This window comes from Ruegeria sp. BI12, assembly GCF_056537985.1.
In genome coordinates this window covers 19,606-39,418 of sequence record NZ_JBQFSL010000005.1, presented here as the reverse complement: position 1 = coordinate 39,418, position 19,813 = coordinate 19,606, and the positions used below count along the sequence as shown (strand labels likewise).

Sequence of the window (19,813 nt, the reverse complement as noted above, 5' to 3'; positions counted from 1 at the left end):
TTACGCGGTGAGGCCCTATGTATCGGGCACGTTAAGGAGACCAAGAAATGGCAAAGCCTATGACAAAGACTCAGCTGGTGGCTGCTCTCGCTGAGGAAATGGGAACCGACAAGAAAGCTGCAAACGCAGCGTTGGAGGCCATGACCGGCCTGATCACCCGCGAAGTTTCAGCCGGTGGCGCAGTAACCCTGCCCGGCGTCGGCAAAATCTACTGCCGCGAGCGCCCCGAGCGCATGGTGCGCAACCCCGCCACAGGCGAGCAGTTCAAGAAAGAAGCCGACAAAGTGGTCAAAATGACCATTGCGAAAGCTCTGAAGGACAGCGTGAACGGCTGATCTCAGCTTTCACTGCAAGCGATTGAGGGCCGCCGATTGGGGGCCCTTTTTCTTTGCCTGATCTCAGTTGACTTGATCAGAGCACCAGTATGCCCCCTCTCACAGGTGGGTATGAACAACCTTGAGCGCATGGTTCAGCATTGCCCGGTTGACCTCTTCATCAGCTAGAGAATTCGGCGCCGGCGTAAGCGAGGCTTTATGCGTCCGTTCACCAACCGGAAGAACACGCCCTTCCATAACGGTTCCCCAAACATTGATGTCGCGGATCATTGCCGGGTCCACACTGAGGGGATTTTCATCCAGTATAGTCAGGTTAGCCCTTTTGCCAGGTTCGATGCTTCCGATCTCATCACCCAGCCTAAGGGCGTAAGCCGCCTCGATTGTAACTCCGCGAAGCGCCATTTCAGCAGGCACCCTCTGATCCGCGCCAGCGATACGACCGGAAGTGGTTTCTCGATTGACAGCACACCACATCAGAAACAGCGGGTCCGCTGGTGCCATCGGCATGTCGGAATGCAGTGACCATGGAATTCCGGTGAGTGACAAGTCGCCTAAGCGAACCATCGAATCCGCTCGTTCCGGACCAAGACCAACTTTTGAGTACTGATCCGCCAGCGCGGTAACGTAATAGGGATTCCCGCTGACGATGGCTCCCAGCGCTCTGATCCGTTCGACCTGATCCCAGGCGCTGACAGCAAAATGCACTAATACGGTGCGGTGATCATATCTTGGGTTCCGGCGTAGATTCGATTCGAGCGTATCAAGAACCCGATCAAGTCCGGAATCACCATTGACGTGAATATGAATCTGATAGCCCGCGTCCCAGTAAATGCGGAACGCACGTTCAAACAAATCGCGATCCATCATCCACTCACCGTCATGGCCATCAAGATAAGGATCACGTACCTGCATCAGCAGCGAATAAATTGCGCCATCTGCAAAAAGCTTTGCCTGCTTTGGCGCAAGACTTGTCATGCCACCATACCAAGAGGCCAGCTTTTCGGTTTCAGCAATGACTTGCGCATCATCCGAATAGGTCGCGACCATCGACTTTGCGTCCACGATAAATGACCAGCGAAATGGCATATCCGGGTTCGAGAAGATTTCGTTGACGCCGTCCTGAACCGGTTTAGACAGAATCCCGCCCGGCTCATTGCCGAAGGTAATGCCTTTGGCGTGCATATAGTCGCGCGTGATTTCCAGACCGGATCGCAGGCGTTCAGGGGTTGCGACCATATTCGCGATGTTAGGTAAAACTGCGAACAGACCCTGTTCCCAAAACCGCGCCTCTTCAAAACTGCTTTGCTCTTTTGCTGACGGGCTGAAAGTTTCGAACTTGTCCCGGGTGACACCGCCACGCTCCATAGCCGCCGAGTTCAGTACCATCTCGTGACATGAGCGCGCCCAAACAAGAATAGGACGTGTTTCGCTGATTGTATCGAGGTCAGAACGTGTCAACGGGCCGTAAAATGCCGGATGATACCCCCAGCTAAGTAATGGTTCGTCTGGATCCGACTTTTCAGATTCCGCTTTGGCAAAACGCTCCATGAATTCTTGTTTGTCCGTGACGCGCGGCACGGTTCCGCTCGGCAAAACCCAATCTTCAATTGCGAGGATTTCAGACGACATTGTTAGGGCAGCAAGCACCGGATGGTCATGTTGTGCAATAAACCCAGGAACGATCACGTTATCAGCGAACGTCGTATCGATTTCGTAAGGCTGTTCGCCTAAAACGCGCTGTACATCTTCCAATGTTCCCGCCCAAAGAATTCTGTCACCGACAACGGCAACCGCTTCGGCCGTCGGGCGCGCATCATCCAGCGTGATGATTTCTCTCGCAGTGTAGATCGTTGCCTGAGGCAGCGAGACGATCGATCCGCCGATATCTTGTAATGATCCGGTTTCCGCCAAAACATGCTGCAAGGGCGTCAATGTTGCAGCAGAAGCAATTCCAGCACCCACGAATCTCCGGCGGCCGATATCTTTCATAGTGAAGTTCCTTCAGACAGTACGGTTGGAATGGAATTCGGATTCAAAATTGAACTACTTCCATTACATTATCTGAATTTCATTCATTGTCTCGCTCTGGCACAAAAAAACCCCACAGAGCATTCTGCGGGGTTTGATTTTTAGCGGCGCATCCGCCGCCTGTCGAAATCCAGGTTTTGGCTTAGTGAACAGTCTCAACCTTATGGAAGTCCAGATCACGATCTTCCGGCATTGAATCGATGCTCAGCACCTCTTTGCGCTTCGTGATCAGAATATAGACCACGCATGCCAAGTACAGACCGACGACCACGGCTCCGATCCACTGAATCTGCAGCCACTGGCTTTGGAACAGCAGGGTGAGAACAAACAACAAAGCGACGTTGCCTGCGACGTAGATCGCTTTACCGAACCGCTCGACTGTCAGGTTCAGGTTGTCTGTATAGAGCCTAATCAGCGAGTCCAGCGAGTTGATCACAAAGGTCACACCCACAATCACCATCGCGATGTTGGTAATGCCCGCAGTGCTGATGCCGTTCAGGTGGTAGTAGTAGAGAACGGTGAACCAGATACCCAGTGGGATCGACGGGAAGATCAGCAATGCAGCGAGCAACTGCCATGTGGTCAAACCACCGACAAATCGCGAAGTGAACTGCCCGATCATGATCGACCACGCGAACCACCAGAACAGGTAGAAGGCGTGATAGTCGGTCAGCGGCAGGACAAACTTGTGCAGATTAGCGAAATAAGCGCTGATGTTGCTGCCGGTTTCAACAAATCCGGTCATACCCATACCGGCTGCGACCCACATTCCGATGATCAGTGCCAGAAACAGGAAGGTAGAGCCGACTGACAAGATTCGGACGTATTTCAGATCGGTCGAGGAATAGGCCGCTGCCAGAATAACCACGAATACGATGATGTAGAAGGTTGAGACCACGGATTCACCGTCTCCGACCTCTGGCAGATAGCCGGGAAGGTAGATCAGAAACAGGCTGGCGGTGAAGGCACAGGTGCCAATAATCACCACGTTGTTGATCAGCTTGACCAGCGGGATCTCAAAGAACTTCACGCGGGGTTCGATGACGCAGAAATAGAACGCCGTCAGGAAGTAGAAGGCCCAGATCAGGAAACCCCAGAACCCGAACTCGATGGCCAGAGGATTGGCGAAGGCATAAGCCGGTTCCTCGGCATATCCGCCGAACTCAGTCAGCGGGAACATGATCAGCCCAACGTCCAATCCGGACGTGAACAGGATCGCAATGAAGGTGAACAGATGTACGGGCGTCACGCCCACACAGCGCAGGTTCCACCACTTCACGACGAAGAAGGCGACCAGGCCCAATGCAAGCAGAACGCCGAAAGACAGAATGTACTCCAAAAGCACCAGCTTTCCTCCCTTGGTTAGTCAGAGTGCCGGCCACATACACTTAATTGACTGATCAATCAACAAACGGGTTATCGCAGAACACAACAGGCGGGACCTGTGGTTTTTTTGACGCGCGGTGCTTGCGCGTTTCAGATATTTCCGAAACAGTCGCGGCGTTTGGGAAAGGGTCACCATGGATCTGCGCGCCATTGCCATGGGGCTGGCATTTGCCTTTATCTGGTCGTCAGCCTTTACCTCGGCGCGGATCATCGTTGCCGATGCCTCGCCCCTTTTCTCACTGGCGCTGCGATTTTTGATATCGGGGTTGTTGGGGGTCGCAATTGCACGGGCGATGGGCCAAAGCTGGAGGCTGACGCGCGCGCAATGGTACGCGACTATTCTGTTCGGAATATGCCAAAATGCCCTTTATTTGGGTCTGAATTTCTACGCGATGCAAACCGTACAGGCTTCGGTCGCGGCGATCATTGCCTCGACAATGCCACTGATCGTGGCATTAGCCAGCTGGACACTGTTTCACGAGAAGCTTCGGCCGCTGGGCGTGATCGGACTGCTGGCCGGTTTCGCTGGCGTAGCATTGATCATGAGCAGCCGGATAAGCGCGGGCGCAGACTTGTTTGGCGTCATGCTGTGCGGGTTGGGTGCGCTGGCGCTCAGCTTTGCGACTCTGGCTGTGCGCGGAGCAACGTCGGGCGGCAATTTCATGATGGTGGTCGGGCTACAGATGCTGGTGGGCTCGGCACTTCTGTTCCTCGCCGCACCCATTTTTGAGACGATCTACATCCACCCGAACGTACCGTGGATGCTGGCCTTCGCTTATACGACGCTGTTCCCTGGCTTGTTGGCGACACTGATCTGGTTCCATTTGTTGAACAGGATCGGCGCGATCCGGGCCGCAACTTTTCACTTTTTGAACCCGGTCTTTGGCGTCGCGGTTGCTGCCGTTCTGCTGGGTGAAAAGCTTGGTCCGATGGATGCGGTTGGCGTGGGCATTACAACGCTGGGCATTCTGGCAGTGCAGCTGTCTCGGCAAACCGATCAGCGCAGCAATGCCTCAACTTGACGCAAGAGCTTCGGTGAATCCGGTTTGACGTTCGAGCCGTACGTCGCGACAACCTCGCCCGCTGGGTCAATCAGAATCTTGTTGAAGTTCCACTTGGGGACAAAGCCCGTCTGCTGGGCAACGGCCTTATAAAACGGATGAGCACCGGCGCCCTTGACCGGGGTGATGTCGGTCATGGGCAAGGTCAGACCATAATTCATCTCGCAGAATTGTTTCACTTCTTTCGCTGACCCCAGTTCCTGATTGAACGAGTCCGAAGGGACGGCCAAAACCACGAGACCTCGATCAGCATAGGTGTCATGGATCTTTTGCAAGCCAGCGTATTGCCCCGTGAACCCGCAATGGGACGCCGTGTTCACAATCAGCACCGGCTGACCTCTCCACCCCTCAAGAGAAAGCGTTCCGCCGTCAATCGAGTCAAACTCACCGGTCAAAGGTGTAGCTTGAACAGCCCGGGCAACCAGCAATAGGACGGATAACAGAAGCAGTCTCAACATGGTGTTACCTCCTTTATTGTGAATTACGCGTGCGTTTGGCATTCGGATCACCCGCACGAGAACGCGAGCAGTCTGAAATATGATTTTGATTTTTGCCCCAGTATGCCCAAATAAAGGCCCAAGTCACATCAACACCGGAGAAGCCATGACCCGCTACACCAAAGACCCCGAGGCCATTGCCGCTCTTTCACCTGAGGAATTCCACGTCACCCAACGCAGCGGCACCGAACGCCCTGGCACTGGAAAACTGTTGGGCAACAAGGAGCCGGGCATATACGTCGATATCGTCTCAGGCGAACCGCTATTTGCCTCGACCCACAAATACGAATCCGGATGTGGCTGGCCAAGCTTTACCAAGCCCATCGTGCACGAGCATGTCGAAGAGATTGAAGATCGCACGCTTGGCATGATCCGGACCGAGGTCCGCTCGAAACATGGGGATAGTCATCTGGGGCATGTGTTCCCCGACGGCCCGCGCGAACACGGCGGGCTGCGTTACTGCATCAACTCTGCCTCATTGCGGTTCATTCATCGCGATGAGATGGAGGCCGAAGGGTATGGCGAATACCTGATCCATGTGGAGGACATCCAATGACCACTGAACGCGCTGTTCTTGCCGGAGGTTGCTTTTGGGGCATGCAGGACCTGATCCGCAAGCTACCCGGTGTGTCTGGCACCCGCGTCGGCTATACCGGAGGCGACGTGCCCAACGCCACCTACCGCAACCACGGCACCCATGCCGAAGGGATCGAAATCATTTTCGACCCCTCGCGGATCACCTATCGCGACCTGCTCGAGTTCTTCTTTCAGATCCACGATCCGACAACAGTGAACCGTCAGGGTAATGATCGCGGGATGAGCTATCGCTCGGCCATTTACTATGTAAATTCTGCGCAAAAACAGATGGCCGAAGACACGATTGCCGACGTGAATGCCAGCGGTATTTGGCCGGGCAAAGTCGTCACCGAGGTCGAACCCGTAGGCGATTTTTGGGAGGCTGAACCCGAGCATCAGGACTACCTCGAGCGCATTCCCAACGGCTATACCTGCCACTTCCCGCGCCCCGATTGGGTTCTGCCCAAGCGCAGCGCGGCTGAATAACCGAATTGGCCCCCTTCCCGCGAGGGGGGCTAACCTGAGGCCACTCTTGGGCGTCCGCTGGCTTCGACCGTGATCATCGCTTCGACGAACACGTCCTGCGCTTCGATGCGCGCGGTGCGTATGTCGCGGTCGACGACCACCCGGATATCTGCCGCTCCGGCCTGTCGCACGGCGCCCTCGGCCTGATCCCGCAAAACCGTCTCCAACAGTTCCAAGGCCTTGTCGGATTCTGTGAAATCCTGCGGCCCCTCTTCCAAATGAACCCGGTAACGCCCTTCAGACGGTGATGTCACGGTTCCTGTTCGACGCAGCGTAAGCCGACCAACAACTGCTCCGATCGCGTTGGCCACACCGGCGTGTTCCGGCAGGATCATGGTGCAATGCAGGCGATCCCCGACAGCCGGATAATAGCTGGGGGCGGATGCGCCGAGACCCACGACATCCACGTTCAGCGATGCGTCCAGCGCGATTAGACCGCGATGCTTTGCCAACCCTTTTTGCGTCAACACGTGCCGGGCCAAGTCCACAGGTGCAAGACCAAAACCGTCAGCTTCTTCGGCAAAAGCAGTCTCTAATAGGGTCAAAGACGTCTGTTCGGTCAACTGATCCACAATCATCTGTGCCAGCTGTTCGGGGCTGCTGGCCAGCCTGTCACCGGTCCCCACACGTTTGCACGCCACCAACTCCAGCGCCTTGTGGGCGGCATCCGCGTCCCATACGTCCAATCGACCCAGAACATGGCTAGCATCCGATGGTGTCACACCCGACACCTGAACAATTCCGCGATCCACCAGACGCGACAGGGCACCGTTCTCCATGCGGGTGCGCAACAGATCACTCAGGGGTAGGACATTTTCACCGAGCCTGTCCAACAAGGCCTCTTCACGCGCACCCAACCCGTCGGCATTGATACCGGGAACACGGCGGGCAAACCGCGTGTCATGCTCTCCCACGGTTGTTGCCCGCAACTGTGTGTCCAGAACGGCGTGAACAATCTCGGGTGCTTCTGACGCAATCAGAGATATCGGCAGCACCCGCCGTGGCCCGAGAAATACGCCGCCGCCCAGCCCTTCGGTGACCACATGCACCTGGCTATCTCCACCCAGTCCGTGGGTGCGCATGGCAACCGCCTCAACCATCGTACGAAATCCGCCGACCTGCGCGCCCGCTGGGTCAATCGCGGGTTTGCCATCCCGAATCAGCGCAACATCCGTCGTGGTGCCGCCAATATCGGACACCAGTGCATTCTCGGCCCCCGTCAACCAGCTTGCCCCAACAATCGAGGCCGCCGGCCCGCTGAGGATGGTCTCAATCGGGCGTTCCCGCGCTTGTTCGGCGCTCATCAGGGCACCATCGCCGCGCACAACCATCATCGGTGCGGTGATGCCCAGATCAATCAAACGATCCTGCGCCCGACCGATCAAACGGTCGATCATGCCGATCAAACGCGCATTCAAAACCGCCGTGACCGCGCGCTTCGGGCCGTTCAATTTGGCCGACAACTGATGAGAGCACGTAACCGGTGCCCCGGTTTTTTCGGCAATGACACGCGCGGCATGCAATTCATGCGCCGGGTTCCGCGTTGCGAACTGCGCGGCAACCGCAAACCCAGAAACATCTTTGTGCGACGCCAAAAAGGCTTCCAACGCATCGACATCCAATGGCGCCGCTTCACCCCCGGCATGGCTATGCCCGCCCCCAATCACCAGCGCCGGATCGCCCTTCAACGCATCCCGCAGCCCATGTTTCTCAAGATCCGCTTCCTTAAACCCGATGTAAATCAGCGCGACTCGACCACCCTGCCCTTCGACCAAGGCATTCGTCGCCAACGTCGTTGACAAAGACGCCATTGAGATCTGCTCCGGCGACACCTGTGCTTGATCCAACACCGCCGAGATCGCATGACCAACCCCAATGGCCAGATCAGCGCGCGTTGTCAGGGATTTAGCCGAGGCGATCACCTCTTTCTCGTCCCGGATCAGCACCGCATCCGTATAGGTTCCACCCGTATCCACCCCCAAAGCCAACGCCATCGGGATCTCCTTCCTGTTCGCTGTTCACGGGTGTAGCGGTTTGGACCGACACGTCCAGCCTGTTTGCGTCACTTACGACAATCGTTTCACCGCCCAGCGCGCGGCGTCCGCCACCGTTGGATCAGGATCATCGGCAAGCGACTGAGCCACAGTCATCAGATCAGCCTGTTGCGAGTTGCCAATTGCGTACAAAACATTGCGCACGAACCGATCCCGCCCAATCCGCTTGATCGGCGAGCCCGAGAACTTGGCCCGAAACGCTGCATCATCCAACACAGCAAGCTCGGCCAACGGCGGCGCTTTAAGATCATCACGTGCTGCATACCGCACATCGCTCGCTGCGATGGCGAATTTGTTCCACGGGCACGCGGCCAAACAATCGTCGCACCCATAAATCCGGTTTCCCAGCTTTTGGCGCAGTTCTTCGTCGACCGGCCCTTTATGTTCGATCGTCAGATAAGAAATGCAACGCCGCGCATCCAACTGATACGGGGCGGGAAACGCCTCCGTCGGACAGGCACTCAAACAAGCTCGACAATTACCGCAATGGTCCGTTTCAGCCATGTCTGCAGGCAGGTCCAACGTCGTAAAAACAGAGCCTATAAAGGACCAATTTCCCCAATCACGGCTTACGAGATTGGTGTGTTTTCCCTGCCAACCCAAACCTGCCGCATGGCCCAAAGCCTTCTCTGGCACAGGCGCGGTATCAACAAAGACCTTTACCTCTCCACCAGCTTCCGCAATCAACCAGCGCGCCAACCGCTTCAGCCGCTTCTTGACCAGATCGTGGTAATCCTTGTTCTGAGCATAAACAGAAATCGCCGCCTTGTCCGGGTGGTTTAGGATATCGGTCGGATCATGGTCAGGCGTATAGCTCTCAGCCAGCATGATGACCGACCGCGCCTCGGGCCACAATGCGGCCGGATCGCCGCGCCAATGGGTCCGCTCGGCCATCCACCCCATCTGCCCGTGATACCCGGCATCCAAAAACGCCTGCAAGCGTGACGGCACTTCGGGCACGTCCCAAGGTCGGCAAACACGGCAAGAGACAAATCCCTCGCTCAACGCCTGCGCCACCAGCTTTTCTTTTAAACCTGATCCGCTCTTCATCTGGCTACAAGTACCCTCGGGGGTGAATTGGCCCACACCCGGCCAAGAGGGGGCAGTCAGCCCGCTACACCCTTACCCTATCAGAAATCCAGATCAGCGTAATGCGGTGGCGGTCGGAACCCAGGAACCTGATCTGCCAATATCGACCGGAACGCAGGTCGTGACTTGATCTTGGCATACCAATCCTTGACCGCCTGAGAACGGTTCCAATCTACATCTGAGATATAATCCAGAGCAGACAAGTGCGCAGCAGCTGCAAAATCGGCCAGACTCATTTGATCCCCTGCCAGCCAGCGCCGGTGATCCAGCAGCCAAGCCATGTAGTCCAGATGATATTTGATCGCCTTTGCGCCCGCCTTGACGTTTTTACTGTCGGGATAGCCTTCGCCGGTCACCTTCTTGTTCACCCGCTCATACAACAGTCGAGATGTGACCTCGTGATGGAACTTGTCATCGAACCAGCCAACCAAACGCCGCACCTCGTACCGCGCTTCAGGTTTTTTTGGCATCAGCGGAGGTTCAGGGCGGGTTTCTTCGATATATTCACAAATGGCCGCACTTTCCGCCATGACCTGTCCATCCAGTCGCAACACCGGGACTTTGCCGGCTGGGTTGCGGCGCAGAAAATCCGGGTCTTGTTCCCAGTATCGTTCCTCGACCAGTTCGACTTCGATTTTCTTTTCCGCAAGCGACAGGCGCACCTTGCGGCAATACGGGGACAGGGGAACATGAAACAGACGCGCCATAATCTTCCAATCGAACCAGTGAATACCCCCCAGCTTTAGCCTTGAGGGGCATAGGGTTTCAATCCTCGAAACAATCCGCACGACCATCTGCGCGGATGGTAGCCGCCCCATCCCGGATAGATGCCGCACGTCTGCGGGTTCGGACCGACGGATCTGTGACGGATCTGTTGCGCGGGGACGGCAGGATCGCCGCCAATCGGGCCGCCTGAACTGACGACAACTTGGACGCACTGGTTCCATAATATCGTTGTGCTGCCGCTTCGACCCCGAAAACCCCCTGACCGGTTTCGGCAACGTTCAGATACACTTCGAGGATTCGCTGCTTGCTCCAGAAGATTTCGACGACGGGTGTAATCGACGTTTCAAGCGCTTTGCGCACCCAACTGCGCCCTTGCCACAGGAACACGTTCTTCACGACCTGCTGGGTAATGGTCGAGGCCCCCCGGCTGCCGCCGTCTTCCAGCGCATCGCGGATTGCTTCAACGTCAAAGCCCCAATGCAGGCAGAAATTCGCGTCCTCGGCGGCCACGGCAGATCTGCCCATAACCGGGGCAATTTCTTCGATCGGCACCCACTCGCGCTCGACCTTCCCCAACCTTCGCCATTCCGACCAGATTGTATGGGTCACCGGCGGATTAACCACCGAGTAAAGCAGGACCAAACCCACGACAAAAGCCACAACGCCCAGGGCGATGCGTGTGACCCAACGGCGAATCCACGGAACCAGTGGCCTTTTTGATTTCGACGCCTTGCTTTTCTTTTTGCTCGACTTGCGCGCTGCTGTTCTTGCCATTTTGTTGCTATACGACGCTGTGGCCGGGTTTGGAACGGTCTATCTTGCCTGATCTGAGCGTTGCGCGGGTATATGATCTTAAGCAAGGCCGGTCCGTAAATTGAAAACCCCGCGTGTCCTGGGTGACACGCGGGGTTTTGTCTTGGTTTTGCCGGAAAAGTTTACTCGGCGGGAACAGCGGCTGCCTCAGTGGTCAGAGGGTGGCTGAGATTGTTCAGCATCTCTTTCGGACAGACCTGCAGGAAGTTGGTCTTTTCGACCTCCCAATGTTGCAGAATGTCGGCGGCCTTGCGGCTATTGGTTTCAGCCTGATGCGCTTCGATCAGCGATTTAAGCTGATCTTCCCAATGGTCGACGGTTACCGGGCAGGTCACCAGCGTTTCCATGTTCATCAGCTGCTCGGCCTTGCCTTCGGGATCGTACAGATAAGCCATGCCGCCCGTCATGCCCGCACCAAAATTGGCACCAATGTTACCCAGGATCACCGCGACACCACCGGTCATATACTCACAACCGTTCGAGCCACAGCCCTCGATCACGACCGTTGCACCCGAGTTCCGCACGGCGAACCGTTCACCCGCTCGACCGGCTGCGAAGAGGTAACCATCGGTGGCACCATACAGCACGGTATTGCCGATGATGGTGTTCTCATCTGCCTTCAGCGGGCTGACTTGCGGTGGGCGGACCACAATGGTGCCGCCGGAGAGGCCCTTGCCGACATAGTCGTTGGCGTCGCCCGACACTTCCAACTTAAGACCAGGCGCCGCAAAAGCACCCAGCGACTGACCCGCGGAGCCCTGTAGTTTGACGTGCAGGTGATCGGACTGGAACGTGTTCCGCATCCCGAAATTCTGCACAATATGGCTGGAGACACGGGTTCCAACAGTTCGATGCGTGTTCTGAATCGCATAAGACAACTGCATCTTCTCGCCGTCTTTCAGGAACCGCGCCGCATCTCGCACAATTTCCGCGTCCAGCGTGTCTGGCACAGCATTGCGGCCTTTGTCGCGGTCATAAACAATGTCATGCGCCCCATCGACAGTGATCAGCAGTGGGTTCAGATCCAGATCATCCAGATGCGCCGAACCCCGGCTGACCTGCGCCAGCAGATCGGCCCGCCCGATAATGTCGTCAATCGAACGTGCGCCCAAGCTGGCCAGAAGCTCGCGTACTTCCTGTGCGTAGAAGGTGATCAGGTTCACGACCTTGTCCGCGTTGCCCGTAAACTTTGCGCGCAGGTCCTCATCCTGCGTACATACACCGACCGGGCAGGTGTTCGACTGGCACTGGCGCACCATGATACATCCCATCGCGATCAGAGCGGCGGTGCCGATGCCGTATTCTTCGGCCCCCATCATCGCGGCCATGACGATATCACGGCCTGTGCGAAGTCCACCATCGGTCCGCAGCGTAATACGATCCCGCAGGTTGTTCATCGCCAGAACCTGATGCGCCTCGGTCAGGCCCATTTCCCACGGCAGGCCAGCGTACTTGATGCTGGTCGCAGGTGATGCGCCTGTTCCCCCATTGTGGCCCGAGATCAGGATAACGTCCGCCTTGGCTTTGGCGACACCGGCAGCAATCGTGCCAACGCCCGAAGACGCCACCAGTTTCACGGTCACCTTGCAGCGCGGGTTGATCTGTTTCAGATCATAGATCAGCTGCGCCAGATCCTCGATCGAGTAAATATCGTGGTGCGGCGGCGGAGAGATCAGCGTCACGCCCTTGGTCGAGTGCCGCAGACGCGCAATCAGGTCGGTAACCTTCATACCCGGCAGCTGACCACCCTCACCCGGTTTAGCACCCTGGGCGACCTTGATCTCCAGCTCTTCACACTGGTTCAGGTATTCGGCGGTCACACCGAACCGGCCCGAAGCCACCTGTTTGATCTTGGCCGAAGGATTGTCGCCATTGGGTTCCGGCACGAAATGCGCCGGATCTTCACCACCCTCGCCCGAGTCGGATTTCGCACCGATCCGGTTCATCGCCACGTTCAGCGTCTTATGCGCCTCGGGGCTGAGTGCGCCCAGCGACATGCCCGGCGTGACAAAGCGTTTGCGGATCGAGGTGATCGATTCCACCTCTTCGATCGGCACCGGCTTGCCCATGGGTTTGAAATCCATCAAGTCGCGCAGATGGATCGGCGGGTTCGACTGCATCTTGGCCGAGTATTGCTTCCACAGCTCGTAAGAGGCGCGGTTACAGGCCATCTGCATCATATGCATCGAGGTCGCTTCCCAAGCGTGGGTTTCACCCGATTTACGGGATTTGTAGAAACCGCCGATGGGCAGCACGTCCAGACCTTTGCTCCATGCCTTGGCGTGGATTTCCTCGGCTTTGGTCTGAATACCGGTGACGCCTATACCCGAAATCCGGCTGGTCATGCCGGGGAAATACTCTGCGACCATCGCACGGCTGAGGCCGACAGCTTCAAAATTCAGACCGCCGCGATAGGACGAGATCACAGAAATCCCCATCTTGGCCATGATCTTCAAAAGACCCTGATCGATGGCTTCGCGGAAGCGGGCAACATTTTCGGTCAGATTACCGTCCAGCAAACCGCGTTCAATGCGGTCCGCCAGTGAATCCTCAGCCAGATAGGCGTTCACAACAGTCGCACCGCAACCAATAAGAACCGCAAAGTAATGAGGATCGACACATTCCGCAGAGCGTACGTTCAGCGAACAGAATGTCCGCAGCCCCTGCCGGGTCAGATGCGAATGCACGGCGCTGGTGGCAAGGATCATCGGCATCGCCACCCGGCCTTCGCCCGAACGCATATCGGTCAGTACCAGATGTCCGGCCCCCGAGCGCACGGCCTCTTCTGCCTCGGCTCTGACACGGGCCAAAGCCGCGCCCAATGCCCCTTGTCCGGGCTCAAAGCTACAGTCAATTTCCGCCAGCGGTGCGTCAAAGTTTTCGACCAGCTTGTCCCATTGGGCGTTGCCTACGAAGGGGCTTTCCAGAACGACGATCTCTGTCTGGCTGCTGTCTTCATCCAGCACGTTCTTGAGGTTCGCAAACCGTGTTTTCAACGACATCACGCGGTATTCGCGCAAAGAATCGATTGGTGGGTTGGTCACCTGGCTGAAATTCTGCCGGAAGAAATGACTGAGCGGGCGGTATTGCTTAGACAGAACTGCCGATGGCGTATCATCGCCCATCGAGGCCAACGCCTCTTTGCCATCTTCGGCCATTGGGGCGAGAATCTGTTCGAGCTCTTCGACAGAGTACCCTGCCGCGATCTGGCGCTTGCGAAGCTCATCCCCGGAAAAGATCGGAGCTTCGGTGACGCCGGCCAGTGTATCGTCCAGATCGTGAATCTTGCCGACCCATTCGCCAAACGGCAGGGCGCGCGCCAGTTTATTCTTGATCTGGGTGTCGCGGAACAGTTTGCCCTTTTTCATGTCGACGGCCAGCATCTGACCCGGACCAAGCGCGCCTTTTTCGGTCACAGTGGCCTCATCAATCGGCACCATCCCGGCCTCGGACCCTGCGATAACCAGACCATCGCCGGTCACCACATAACGCATCGGACGCAGACCGTTCCGGTCCAGACCCGCACAGACCCAGCGTCCGTCAGTCATTGCCAGCGCAGCTGGGCCATCCCAGGGTTCCATCACCGAGTTGCAGTAGGAATACATATCGCGCCACGCCTGCGGCAGCTCAACGGCCTGCTTCGACCAGCTTTCCGGCACAAGCATGGTTTTTGCCATCGGGGCCGAGCGGCCAGCACGGACCAGCACCTCAAAAACCGAGTCTAATGCGGCCGAATCCGACGAGCCGCCCGCGATGATCGGCTTGATATCTTCGGCATAGTCGCCAAAGGTTCCGCTAGCCATGCGGATCTCATGGCTTTTCATCCAGTTGATATTGCCCTTCAGCGTGTTGATCTCGCCGTTATGGGCCAGCATGCGGAAGGGTTGTGCCAACCACCATTGGGGGAAAGTATTGGTTGAGTAACGCTGGTGGTAGATTGCGAAGGCGGATTCAAATCGTTCATCCATCAGGTCTGGGTAGAACACAGCGACCTGCTCAGCCAGCATCATGCCTTTGTAGATGATCGAGCGGCAGGACAGGGAAGCCAGATAAAGACCCGAGATGCCTGCTGCGGCCGCCGCCTTTTCGATGCGGCGACGGATCACATAAAGCTCGCGCTCAAAAGTGTCTTCATCCACACCTTTGGAGTTCGAGATCAGGATTTGCTCGATCTCGGGCCGGGTCGCGTTGGCCTTTTCACCCAAGCAGGTCACGTCTACCGGCACGTGACGCCAGCCGTAGATGTAGTAGCCCATACGCAGAACTTCGGTTTCCACGATGGTCCGGCACTGTTCCTGTGCGCCGAAATCTGTGCGCGGCAAAAAGACCTGACCGACAGCGATCAACTCATCCATTTTGGGTTCGTGACCGGTGCGGCGGATCTGGTCATAGAAGAAAGGGACCGGAATCTGCACGTGGATACCCGCGCCGTCACCAGTTTTACCATCCGCATCCACCGCGCCCCGATGCCAGATCGCCTTGAGCGCGTCGATCCCGGCATCCACCACTTTGCGGGACGCTTTGCCGTCGACCGAAACCACAAGGCCTACACCGCAAGATGAATGCTCTTCATCTTCGGAATAGAGACCGTTTTCAGCCATCCATTTGCGCTTGGCTTCTTCGGCCCGCACCCAATCGGCATCATACTTGGTCATTGGCTGTCTCCTTCTTCCGGTAGGGCATACATGGCTTCGACCTGCGCTTTGGTCATCTGCCGGCGTTCGCCTGCGAACGCGTACCCATCGGGTTTTTTGTCGATATATAGTTCAAGTTTCAGCGGATTGCTGGTGTCATCAAAAAGGCCGGCAGCCATTTGCGTTTGTCCATGCATCTCGCCCGGCAAAGTGATCCGGTACCACAGCGTCGAACCGCAGTCTGAGCAAAACGCCCGCTCGGCCCAATCCGATGACGTGTAAGTCTTTACCGGCCCCAAGGCGGCATAGCCGGGCTCAGCTTCGAAAGTCACCAGCATCGAACTGGTCCAGCGGCGGCATTGATCACAATGGCAAGCCCCCAGCGAATCTCGCGCCGGGGTTGCGGTCACTGTGACCGCGCCACACATGCATTGACCTTGCAATTCGGGCATCAGGCCCTCCTGTCGCTGGGCATTAGGCTACTCGGCAGCAATGGCGGCCTTGGCGTTAAAACGTTCGATGATCGCATCGGCACAATCGCGTCCGTCACGGATCGCCCAGACCACCAGTGAGGCACCGCGCACGATGTCCCCAATGGCATAGACACCGTCCATCTCGGTCTCGCCGGTCTGGAACGCAGCCTTGACGGTGCCCCAACGAGTGACAGGCAGGTCTGGCTGGCCGAACAGGGTGGGCAAATCTTCGGGCTCAAAGCCCAGCGCCTTGATCACCAGATCAGCGTCTTCGACGTAATCTGCGCCTTCGATCACCTCGGGCGCCTGGCGGCCGGTTGCATCGGGCTGACCCAAACGCATCTTTTGCACCATCACACCTGCGACAGCATCGTCGCCGGTGAAACCTTTTGGCGCACTCAGCCATTCAAAAATCACGCCTTCTTCCTCGGCGTTTTGGGTCTCGCGCTGCGAGCCCGGCATGTTCGCCCGGTCACGACGATAGAGGCACTTCACCGACGTCGCACCCTGACGGATCGAGGTTCGCACACAGTCCATCGCGGTATCACCGCCGCCAATCACAACAACCTTTTTGCCTTCGGCATTCAGGCGGCCATTGTCGAAGTCTTCGACCTCGTCCCCAAAGCTTTTGCGGTTCGACGCGGTCAAAAAGTCGATGGCTTTTTCAATCCCGGTCAGACCGCTGCCCGGCATCGACAGATCGCGCGACTTATAGACACCTGTCGCGATGATCACCGCATCATGCTTGGTGCGGATTTCTTCGAACTTGGCGGCATCAACGTCGCAGTTCAAAACAAATTCAACACCACCATCGGCCAGCAGATCGTTGCGGCGCTGAACGATATCTTTTTCCAGCTTGAAGCCCGGAATACCGTACATCAGCAAACCACCCGCGCGATCATAGCGATCATAGACTGTGACCTGAACGCCCGCGCGGCGCAGCATGTCCGCAGCCGCAAGGCCTCCGGGGCCGCCACCGATGATTCCAACGCTTTCGCCACGCTCGGAACCCGGAGCAGTTGGTTTCACCCAGCCTTTGTCCCATGCGGTATCGGTGATGTACTTCTCAATCGTGCCAATAGTGACAGTGCCGTGGCCCGATTGCTCGATCACGCAGTTGCCCTCGCACAGGCGGTCCTGCGGGCAAATACGTCCGCAAATCTCGGGGAACGTGTTGGTGGCCTGGCTGGTTTGATAGGCCTCTTCCAGTCGACCTGTTGCCGTCAGGTGCAGCCAATCAGGGATGTTGTTGTGCAACGGGCAATGCGACTGACAGTATGGAACGCCGCACTGGCTGCAACGGCTGGCTTGTTCCCTAGCCTTTTCTGCTGCGAATTCGGCGTAGATTTCATCAAAATCTTCTCTGCGGTCTTCTGCGGCACGCTTTTCGGGCATGACGCGGTCGATCTGCACAAATTTCAGCATCGGTTGCTTGGCCACGGGTCAAACTCCATGAATTGGCTTGGTCGGGTCTCTTTAAGTGATGTGCAATTGGATGAAAAGTCAACTATACTGACCTAATTTAGGAAAATAGTGAGAAATTTTAGGCTGGCTTGAAAATAAAGGTGTTTTTTAGTTCCGATTCGGACCTATATGCGCACTTTCCTTTTCCACAGCGCACTTATACCCATTGAACGAAACAAGGACGTGACCACAACACGGCAGGGCAGATGGGTCTTTTTCAATTGATTCTTGCGGCAATTATTCAGGGTATTACTGAATTTTTGCCGATCTCATCCTCTGGCCATCTTATCCTACTACCCAGCCTGACCGGACTGGACGATCAAGGCCTGGCCATCGACGTTGCTGTGCATGTCGGCACTTTGGGTGCCGTGATCCTGTACTTCTGGTCCGATGTGAAACAAGCCGTTGCTGGGCTTCCGAGGGCGCTGACAGGCCAGACCGACACACCACAGGCGCAACTGGCCATGGGTCTGATCATCGCCACGATTCCCACCGTGATTGTCGGAGCAATCCTGTTTCAAACCGGCCTGATCGAGGCGTTCAGGTCGATGGCGGTCATTGGCTGGACCATGCTTGTGTTTGGCCTCGTTCTGTATTGGGCGGATCAAAAAGGGCCGCAGACCAAACAGGCAAGCGAATGGGGTCTGCGCGACGCGCTGATCATGGGGCTATGGCAGGTTCTCGCGCTGATACCCGGAACATCCCGATCCGGCATCACCATCACGGGCGCGCGGCAACTGGGGTATACACGCGAGGACGGCGCGCGAATTGCAATGCTGATGTCGATCCCGACCATTCTGGCTTCTGGCGTTCTGCTGTCGGTCGATGTGATCCGTGTAGCAGATGCCCAATTGGCCCGCGATGGCGCAATCGCGGCCTTCTTTGCGTTTATCTCTGCCCTGTTGGCTCTGACCCTGATGATGCGCCTGCTGCGCAGTGTCAGTTTTACGCCCTACGTCGTCTACCGGGTGATCTTGGGCGCGATCCTGCTGATGATTGCCTACGGCTGATCAGGTCCGCAGATTGTTGGCAGAGTTCTGAATGTCGTCGTACTGACCCGAAGGGCGGAACTTCCACAGGTAATCAGGCAGCACGGATTCCAGCGTCGCTGGCTCGATCCCAAGATCGGCAAATCCTTTGGCCCCGTCGGACACAACATTGTCGCGGCGCAGGTTTTTCAGCTGATCGCGCGTCAGGATGTGGTTCGGGAACAACTGGAAGCTGGCGAATTTAATGATGTCCAAAACGCCAGCCATTATGCGGGCCACAAAGAAGGGCATTCCGATAATCACCCGACGACGGTGAATCACATCAAGCATCTGCTGCATCAGTGCCCGAAAGGTTTTCACCTCGGGCCCACCCAATTCGTACACACCTGGCTCAGCGTGACCCAAAACACCCCGAACGGCTGCCTTGGCCACGTCATCCACATAAACCGGCTGGAATTTGGTGTCGGCGCCAACCAGCGGCAGGAATGGTCCCATCCGGGTCATCCCGGCAAACCGGTTGAAGAACTGGTCCTCGGTCCCGAAAATCACAGACGGGCGCAAGATAACAGCGTCAGACATACGGGTCAGCACACCGGCCTCTCCATGCGCTTTGGTACGGGAATAAGCGCTGTCGGATTCAGCGTCCGCTCCGATGGCTGAGATATGCACCATGCGTTCAATGCCTTGCTCGGCCGCCAAACGCGCGATCCGCTCGGCCCCATCGGCCTGCACGGCGTCAAAGGCGTTCTTGCCCAGCTCGTTCAGCACGCCCACGCAATTCACTACCGCATCGGCCCCATGCATCGCGGCTGCGACCGAGGCATCGTCGCGAATATTGCACAAAATGGGTTCAACCTGACCAACCACGCCATAGGGTCTGACAAACATCGCCTCATTCGGGCGCCGCACCGCAACCCGAACGCGCCACCCCTCGTTTGCCATGCGTCGCGTAATATACCGACCGACAAATCCCGATCCGCCATAAATCGTGACCATTTTCGACATGAGAGGGCTCCTGCTTGTGGGTCCTCTTTCGATGTAGCTCTCTGAGCCTTTTCAAACAAGGCGCAATAACGCCGCGCACCAGCGAAAAAACCAACCAATTCAAGCTGAATTTGGAAGCGAGGAAAAAACTTTCAAAAATCTTCCCGAATCTGGTTGAC

Annotated in this window: 16 protein-coding genes; 5 read left to right on the top strand and 11 right to left on the bottom strand. The window is 56.8% G+C overall.

Features of this window, described 5'->3' with window-relative positions; all coding sequences use genetic code 11:
* The first annotated feature begins 47 nt into the window (after window positions 1-47).
* The gene (locus ACR0AK_RS22690; protein WP_039533371.1) at window positions 48-335 is read left to right on the top strand and encodes an HU family DNA-binding protein; all 288 of its coding nucleotides are present in this window, start codon (window positions 48-50) and stop codon (window positions 333-335) included.
* 99 nt (window positions 336-434) lie between these two features.
* Here ACR0AK_RS22690 and ACR0AK_RS22685 read toward each other — a convergent pair whose 3' ends face one another.
* Both ACR0AK_RS22685 and ACR0AK_RS22680 read right to left on the bottom strand, forming a co-directional pair.
* Window positions 435-2,324 carry an amidohydrolase gene (locus tag ACR0AK_RS22685; RefSeq protein WP_480795093.1) on the bottom strand — a complete coding sequence of 630 codons (1,890 nt, stop codon included), beginning with the start codon at window positions 2,322-2,324 and terminating at the stop codon, window positions 435-437.
* Window positions 2,325-2,505: 181 nt separating this feature from the next.
* Window positions 2,506-3,702 (bottom strand): BCCT family transporter, encoded by a 1,197-nt coding sequence (locus tag ACR0AK_RS22680; protein WP_480795103.1) that lies wholly within the window; start codon window positions 3,700-3,702, stop codon window positions 2,506-2,508.
* 181 nt (window positions 3,703-3,883) lie between these two features.
* On the opposite strand from ACR0AK_RS22680, the gene ACR0AK_RS22675 reads away from it, so the two are divergent.
* Window positions 3,884-4,771: a DMT family transporter gene (locus ACR0AK_RS22675; protein WP_170563832.1), complete on the top strand. Its 888-nt coding sequence runs from the start codon at window positions 3,884-3,886 to the stop codon at window positions 4,769-4,771.
* On the opposite strand, the gene ACR0AK_RS22670 is transcribed toward ACR0AK_RS22675, so the two are convergent.
* Window positions 4,747-5,268: a glutathione peroxidase gene (locus ACR0AK_RS22670; protein WP_480795092.1), complete on the bottom strand. Its 522-nt coding sequence runs from the start codon at window positions 5,266-5,268 to the stop codon at window positions 4,747-4,749. The two genes, ACR0AK_RS22675 and ACR0AK_RS22670, sit on opposite strands and share 25 nt — an antisense overlap.
* 145 nt (window positions 5,269-5,413) lie before the next feature.
* On the opposite strand from ACR0AK_RS22670, the gene msrB reads away from it, so the two are divergent.
* Both msrB and msrA read left to right on the top strand, forming a co-directional pair.
* A complete protein-coding gene (gene msrB, locus ACR0AK_RS22665; RefSeq protein WP_480795091.1) occupies window positions 5,414-5,863 on the top strand; it encodes a peptide-methionine (R)-S-oxide reductase MsrB in 450 nt (149 codons plus the stop codon).
* Window positions 5,860-6,369 carry a peptide-methionine (S)-S-oxide reductase MsrA gene (msrA, locus tag ACR0AK_RS22660; protein ID WP_480795090.1) on the top strand — a complete coding sequence of 170 codons (510 nt, stop codon included), beginning with the start codon at window positions 5,860-5,862 and terminating at the stop codon, window positions 6,367-6,369. Before msrB ends, msrA begins: the two co-directional genes overlap by 4 nt.
* Before the next feature lie 29 nt (window positions 6,370-6,398).
* Here the strand turns inward: msrA and ACR0AK_RS22655 are convergent, their stop codons facing one another.
* From ACR0AK_RS22655 to ACR0AK_RS22625, 7 genes are all read right to left on the bottom strand, one after another.
* On the bottom strand, window positions 6,399-8,402 hold the full coding sequence (locus ACR0AK_RS22655; protein ID WP_480795089.1) for a hydantoinase/oxoprolinase N-terminal domain-containing protein: 2,004 nt from the start codon (window positions 8,400-8,402) through the stop codon (window positions 6,399-6,401).
* Window positions 8,403-8,474: 72 nt separating this feature from the next.
* Window positions 8,475-9,512 carry a tRNA epoxyqueuosine(34) reductase QueG gene (gene queG / locus ACR0AK_RS22650; RefSeq protein ID WP_480795088.1) on the bottom strand — a complete coding sequence of 346 codons (1,038 nt, stop codon included), beginning with the start codon at window positions 9,510-9,512 and terminating at the stop codon, window positions 8,475-8,477.
* 80 nt (window positions 9,513-9,592) lie between these two features.
* Entirely contained in the window at window positions 9,593-10,258 is a 666-nt protein-coding gene (fzlA, locus tag ACR0AK_RS22645) for an FtsZ-binding protein FzlA (RefSeq protein WP_480795087.1), read from the bottom strand.
* Between the two features lie 58 nt (window positions 10,259-10,316).
* A complete protein-coding gene (mtgA, locus tag ACR0AK_RS22640) occupies window positions 10,317-11,051 on the bottom strand; it encodes a monofunctional biosynthetic peptidoglycan transglycosylase (RefSeq protein WP_170563849.1) in 735 nt (244 codons plus the stop codon).
* A gap of 161 nt (window positions 11,052-11,212) precedes the next feature.
* On the bottom strand, window positions 11,213-15,745 hold the full coding sequence (gene gltB, locus ACR0AK_RS22635; protein ID WP_480795086.1) for a glutamate synthase large subunit: 4,533 nt from the start codon (window positions 15,743-15,745) through the stop codon (window positions 11,213-11,215).
* Window positions 15,742-16,176, bottom strand: a complete 435-nt coding sequence (locus ACR0AK_RS22630) for a GFA family protein (RefSeq protein ID WP_480795085.1) — start codon at window positions 16,174-16,176, stop codon at window positions 15,742-15,744. Before ACR0AK_RS22630 ends, gltB begins: the two co-directional genes overlap by 4 nt.
* A 27-nt stretch (window positions 16,177-16,203) precedes the next feature.
* Window positions 16,204-17,637, bottom strand: coding sequence for an NAD(P)-dependent oxidoreductase (locus tag ACR0AK_RS22625; RefSeq protein ID WP_480795084.1), 1,434 nt, complete (start codon window positions 17,635-17,637; stop codon window positions 16,204-16,206).
* A 230-nt stretch (window positions 17,638-17,867) separates the two neighbouring features.
* Here ACR0AK_RS22625 and ACR0AK_RS22620 point away from each other — a divergent pair, with 230 nt between their 5' ends.
* Entirely contained in the window at window positions 17,868-18,671 is an 804-nt protein-coding gene (locus ACR0AK_RS22620) for an undecaprenyl-diphosphate phosphatase (protein ID WP_480795083.1), read from the top strand.
* Here the strand turns inward: ACR0AK_RS22620 and ACR0AK_RS22615 are convergent, their stop codons facing one another.
* The gene (locus ACR0AK_RS22615) at window positions 18,672-19,655 is read right to left on the bottom strand and encodes a complex I NDUFA9 subunit family protein (RefSeq protein WP_480795082.1); all 984 of its coding nucleotides are present in this window, start codon (window positions 19,653-19,655) and stop codon (window positions 18,672-18,674) included.
* Window positions 19,656-19,813: the final 158 nt, after the last annotated feature.

Coding starts and splice junctions, on each gene's coding strand:
- ACR0AK_RS22670 (WP_480795092.1), bottom strand. CDS start 5,268: ATGTTGAGACTGCTTCTGTTATCCGTCCTATTGCTGGTTGCCCGGGCT.
- ACR0AK_RS22620 (WP_480795083.1), top strand. CDS start 17,868: ATGGGTCTTTTTCAATTGATTCTTGCGGCAATTATTCAGGGTATTACT.
- msrA (WP_480795090.1), top strand. CDS start 5,860: ATGACCACTGAACGCGCTGTTCTTGCCGGAGGTTGCTTTTGGGGCATG.
- fzlA (WP_480795087.1), bottom strand. CDS start 10,258: ATGGCGCGTCTGTTTCATGTTCCCCTGTCCCCGTATTGCCGCAAGGTG.
- ACR0AK_RS22630 (WP_480795085.1), bottom strand. CDS start 16,176: ATGCCCGAATTGCAAGGTCAATGCATGTGTGGCGCGGTCACAGTGACC.
- ACR0AK_RS22690 (WP_039533371.1), top strand. CDS start 48: ATGGCAAAGCCTATGACAAAGACTCAGCTGGTGGCTGCTCTCGCTGAG.
- gltB (WP_480795086.1), bottom strand. CDS start 15,745: ATGACCAAGTATGATGCCGATTGGGTGCGGGCCGAAGAAGCCAAGCGC.
- queG (WP_480795088.1), bottom strand. CDS start 9,512: ATGAAGAGCGGATCAGGTTTAAAAGAAAAGCTGGTGGCGCAGGCGTTG.
- ACR0AK_RS22675 (WP_170563832.1), top strand. CDS start 3,884: ATGGATCTGCGCGCCATTGCCATGGGGCTGGCATTTGCCTTTATCTGG.
- msrB (WP_480795091.1), top strand. CDS start 5,414: ATGACCCGCTACACCAAAGACCCCGAGGCCATTGCCGCTCTTTCACCT.
- ACR0AK_RS22655 (WP_480795089.1), bottom strand. CDS start 8,402: ATGGCGTTGGCTTTGGGGGTGGATACGGGTGGAACCTATACGGATGCG.
- ACR0AK_RS22615 (WP_480795082.1), bottom strand. CDS start 19,655: ATGTCGAAAATGGTCACGATTTATGGCGGATCGGGATTTGTCGGTCGG.
- mtgA (WP_170563849.1), bottom strand. CDS start 11,051: ATGGCAAGAACAGCAGCGCGCAAGTCGAGCAAAAAGAAAAGCAAGGCG.
- ACR0AK_RS22685 (WP_480795093.1), bottom strand. CDS start 2,324: ATGAAAGATATCGGCCGCCGGAGATTCGTGGGTGCTGGAATTGCTTCT.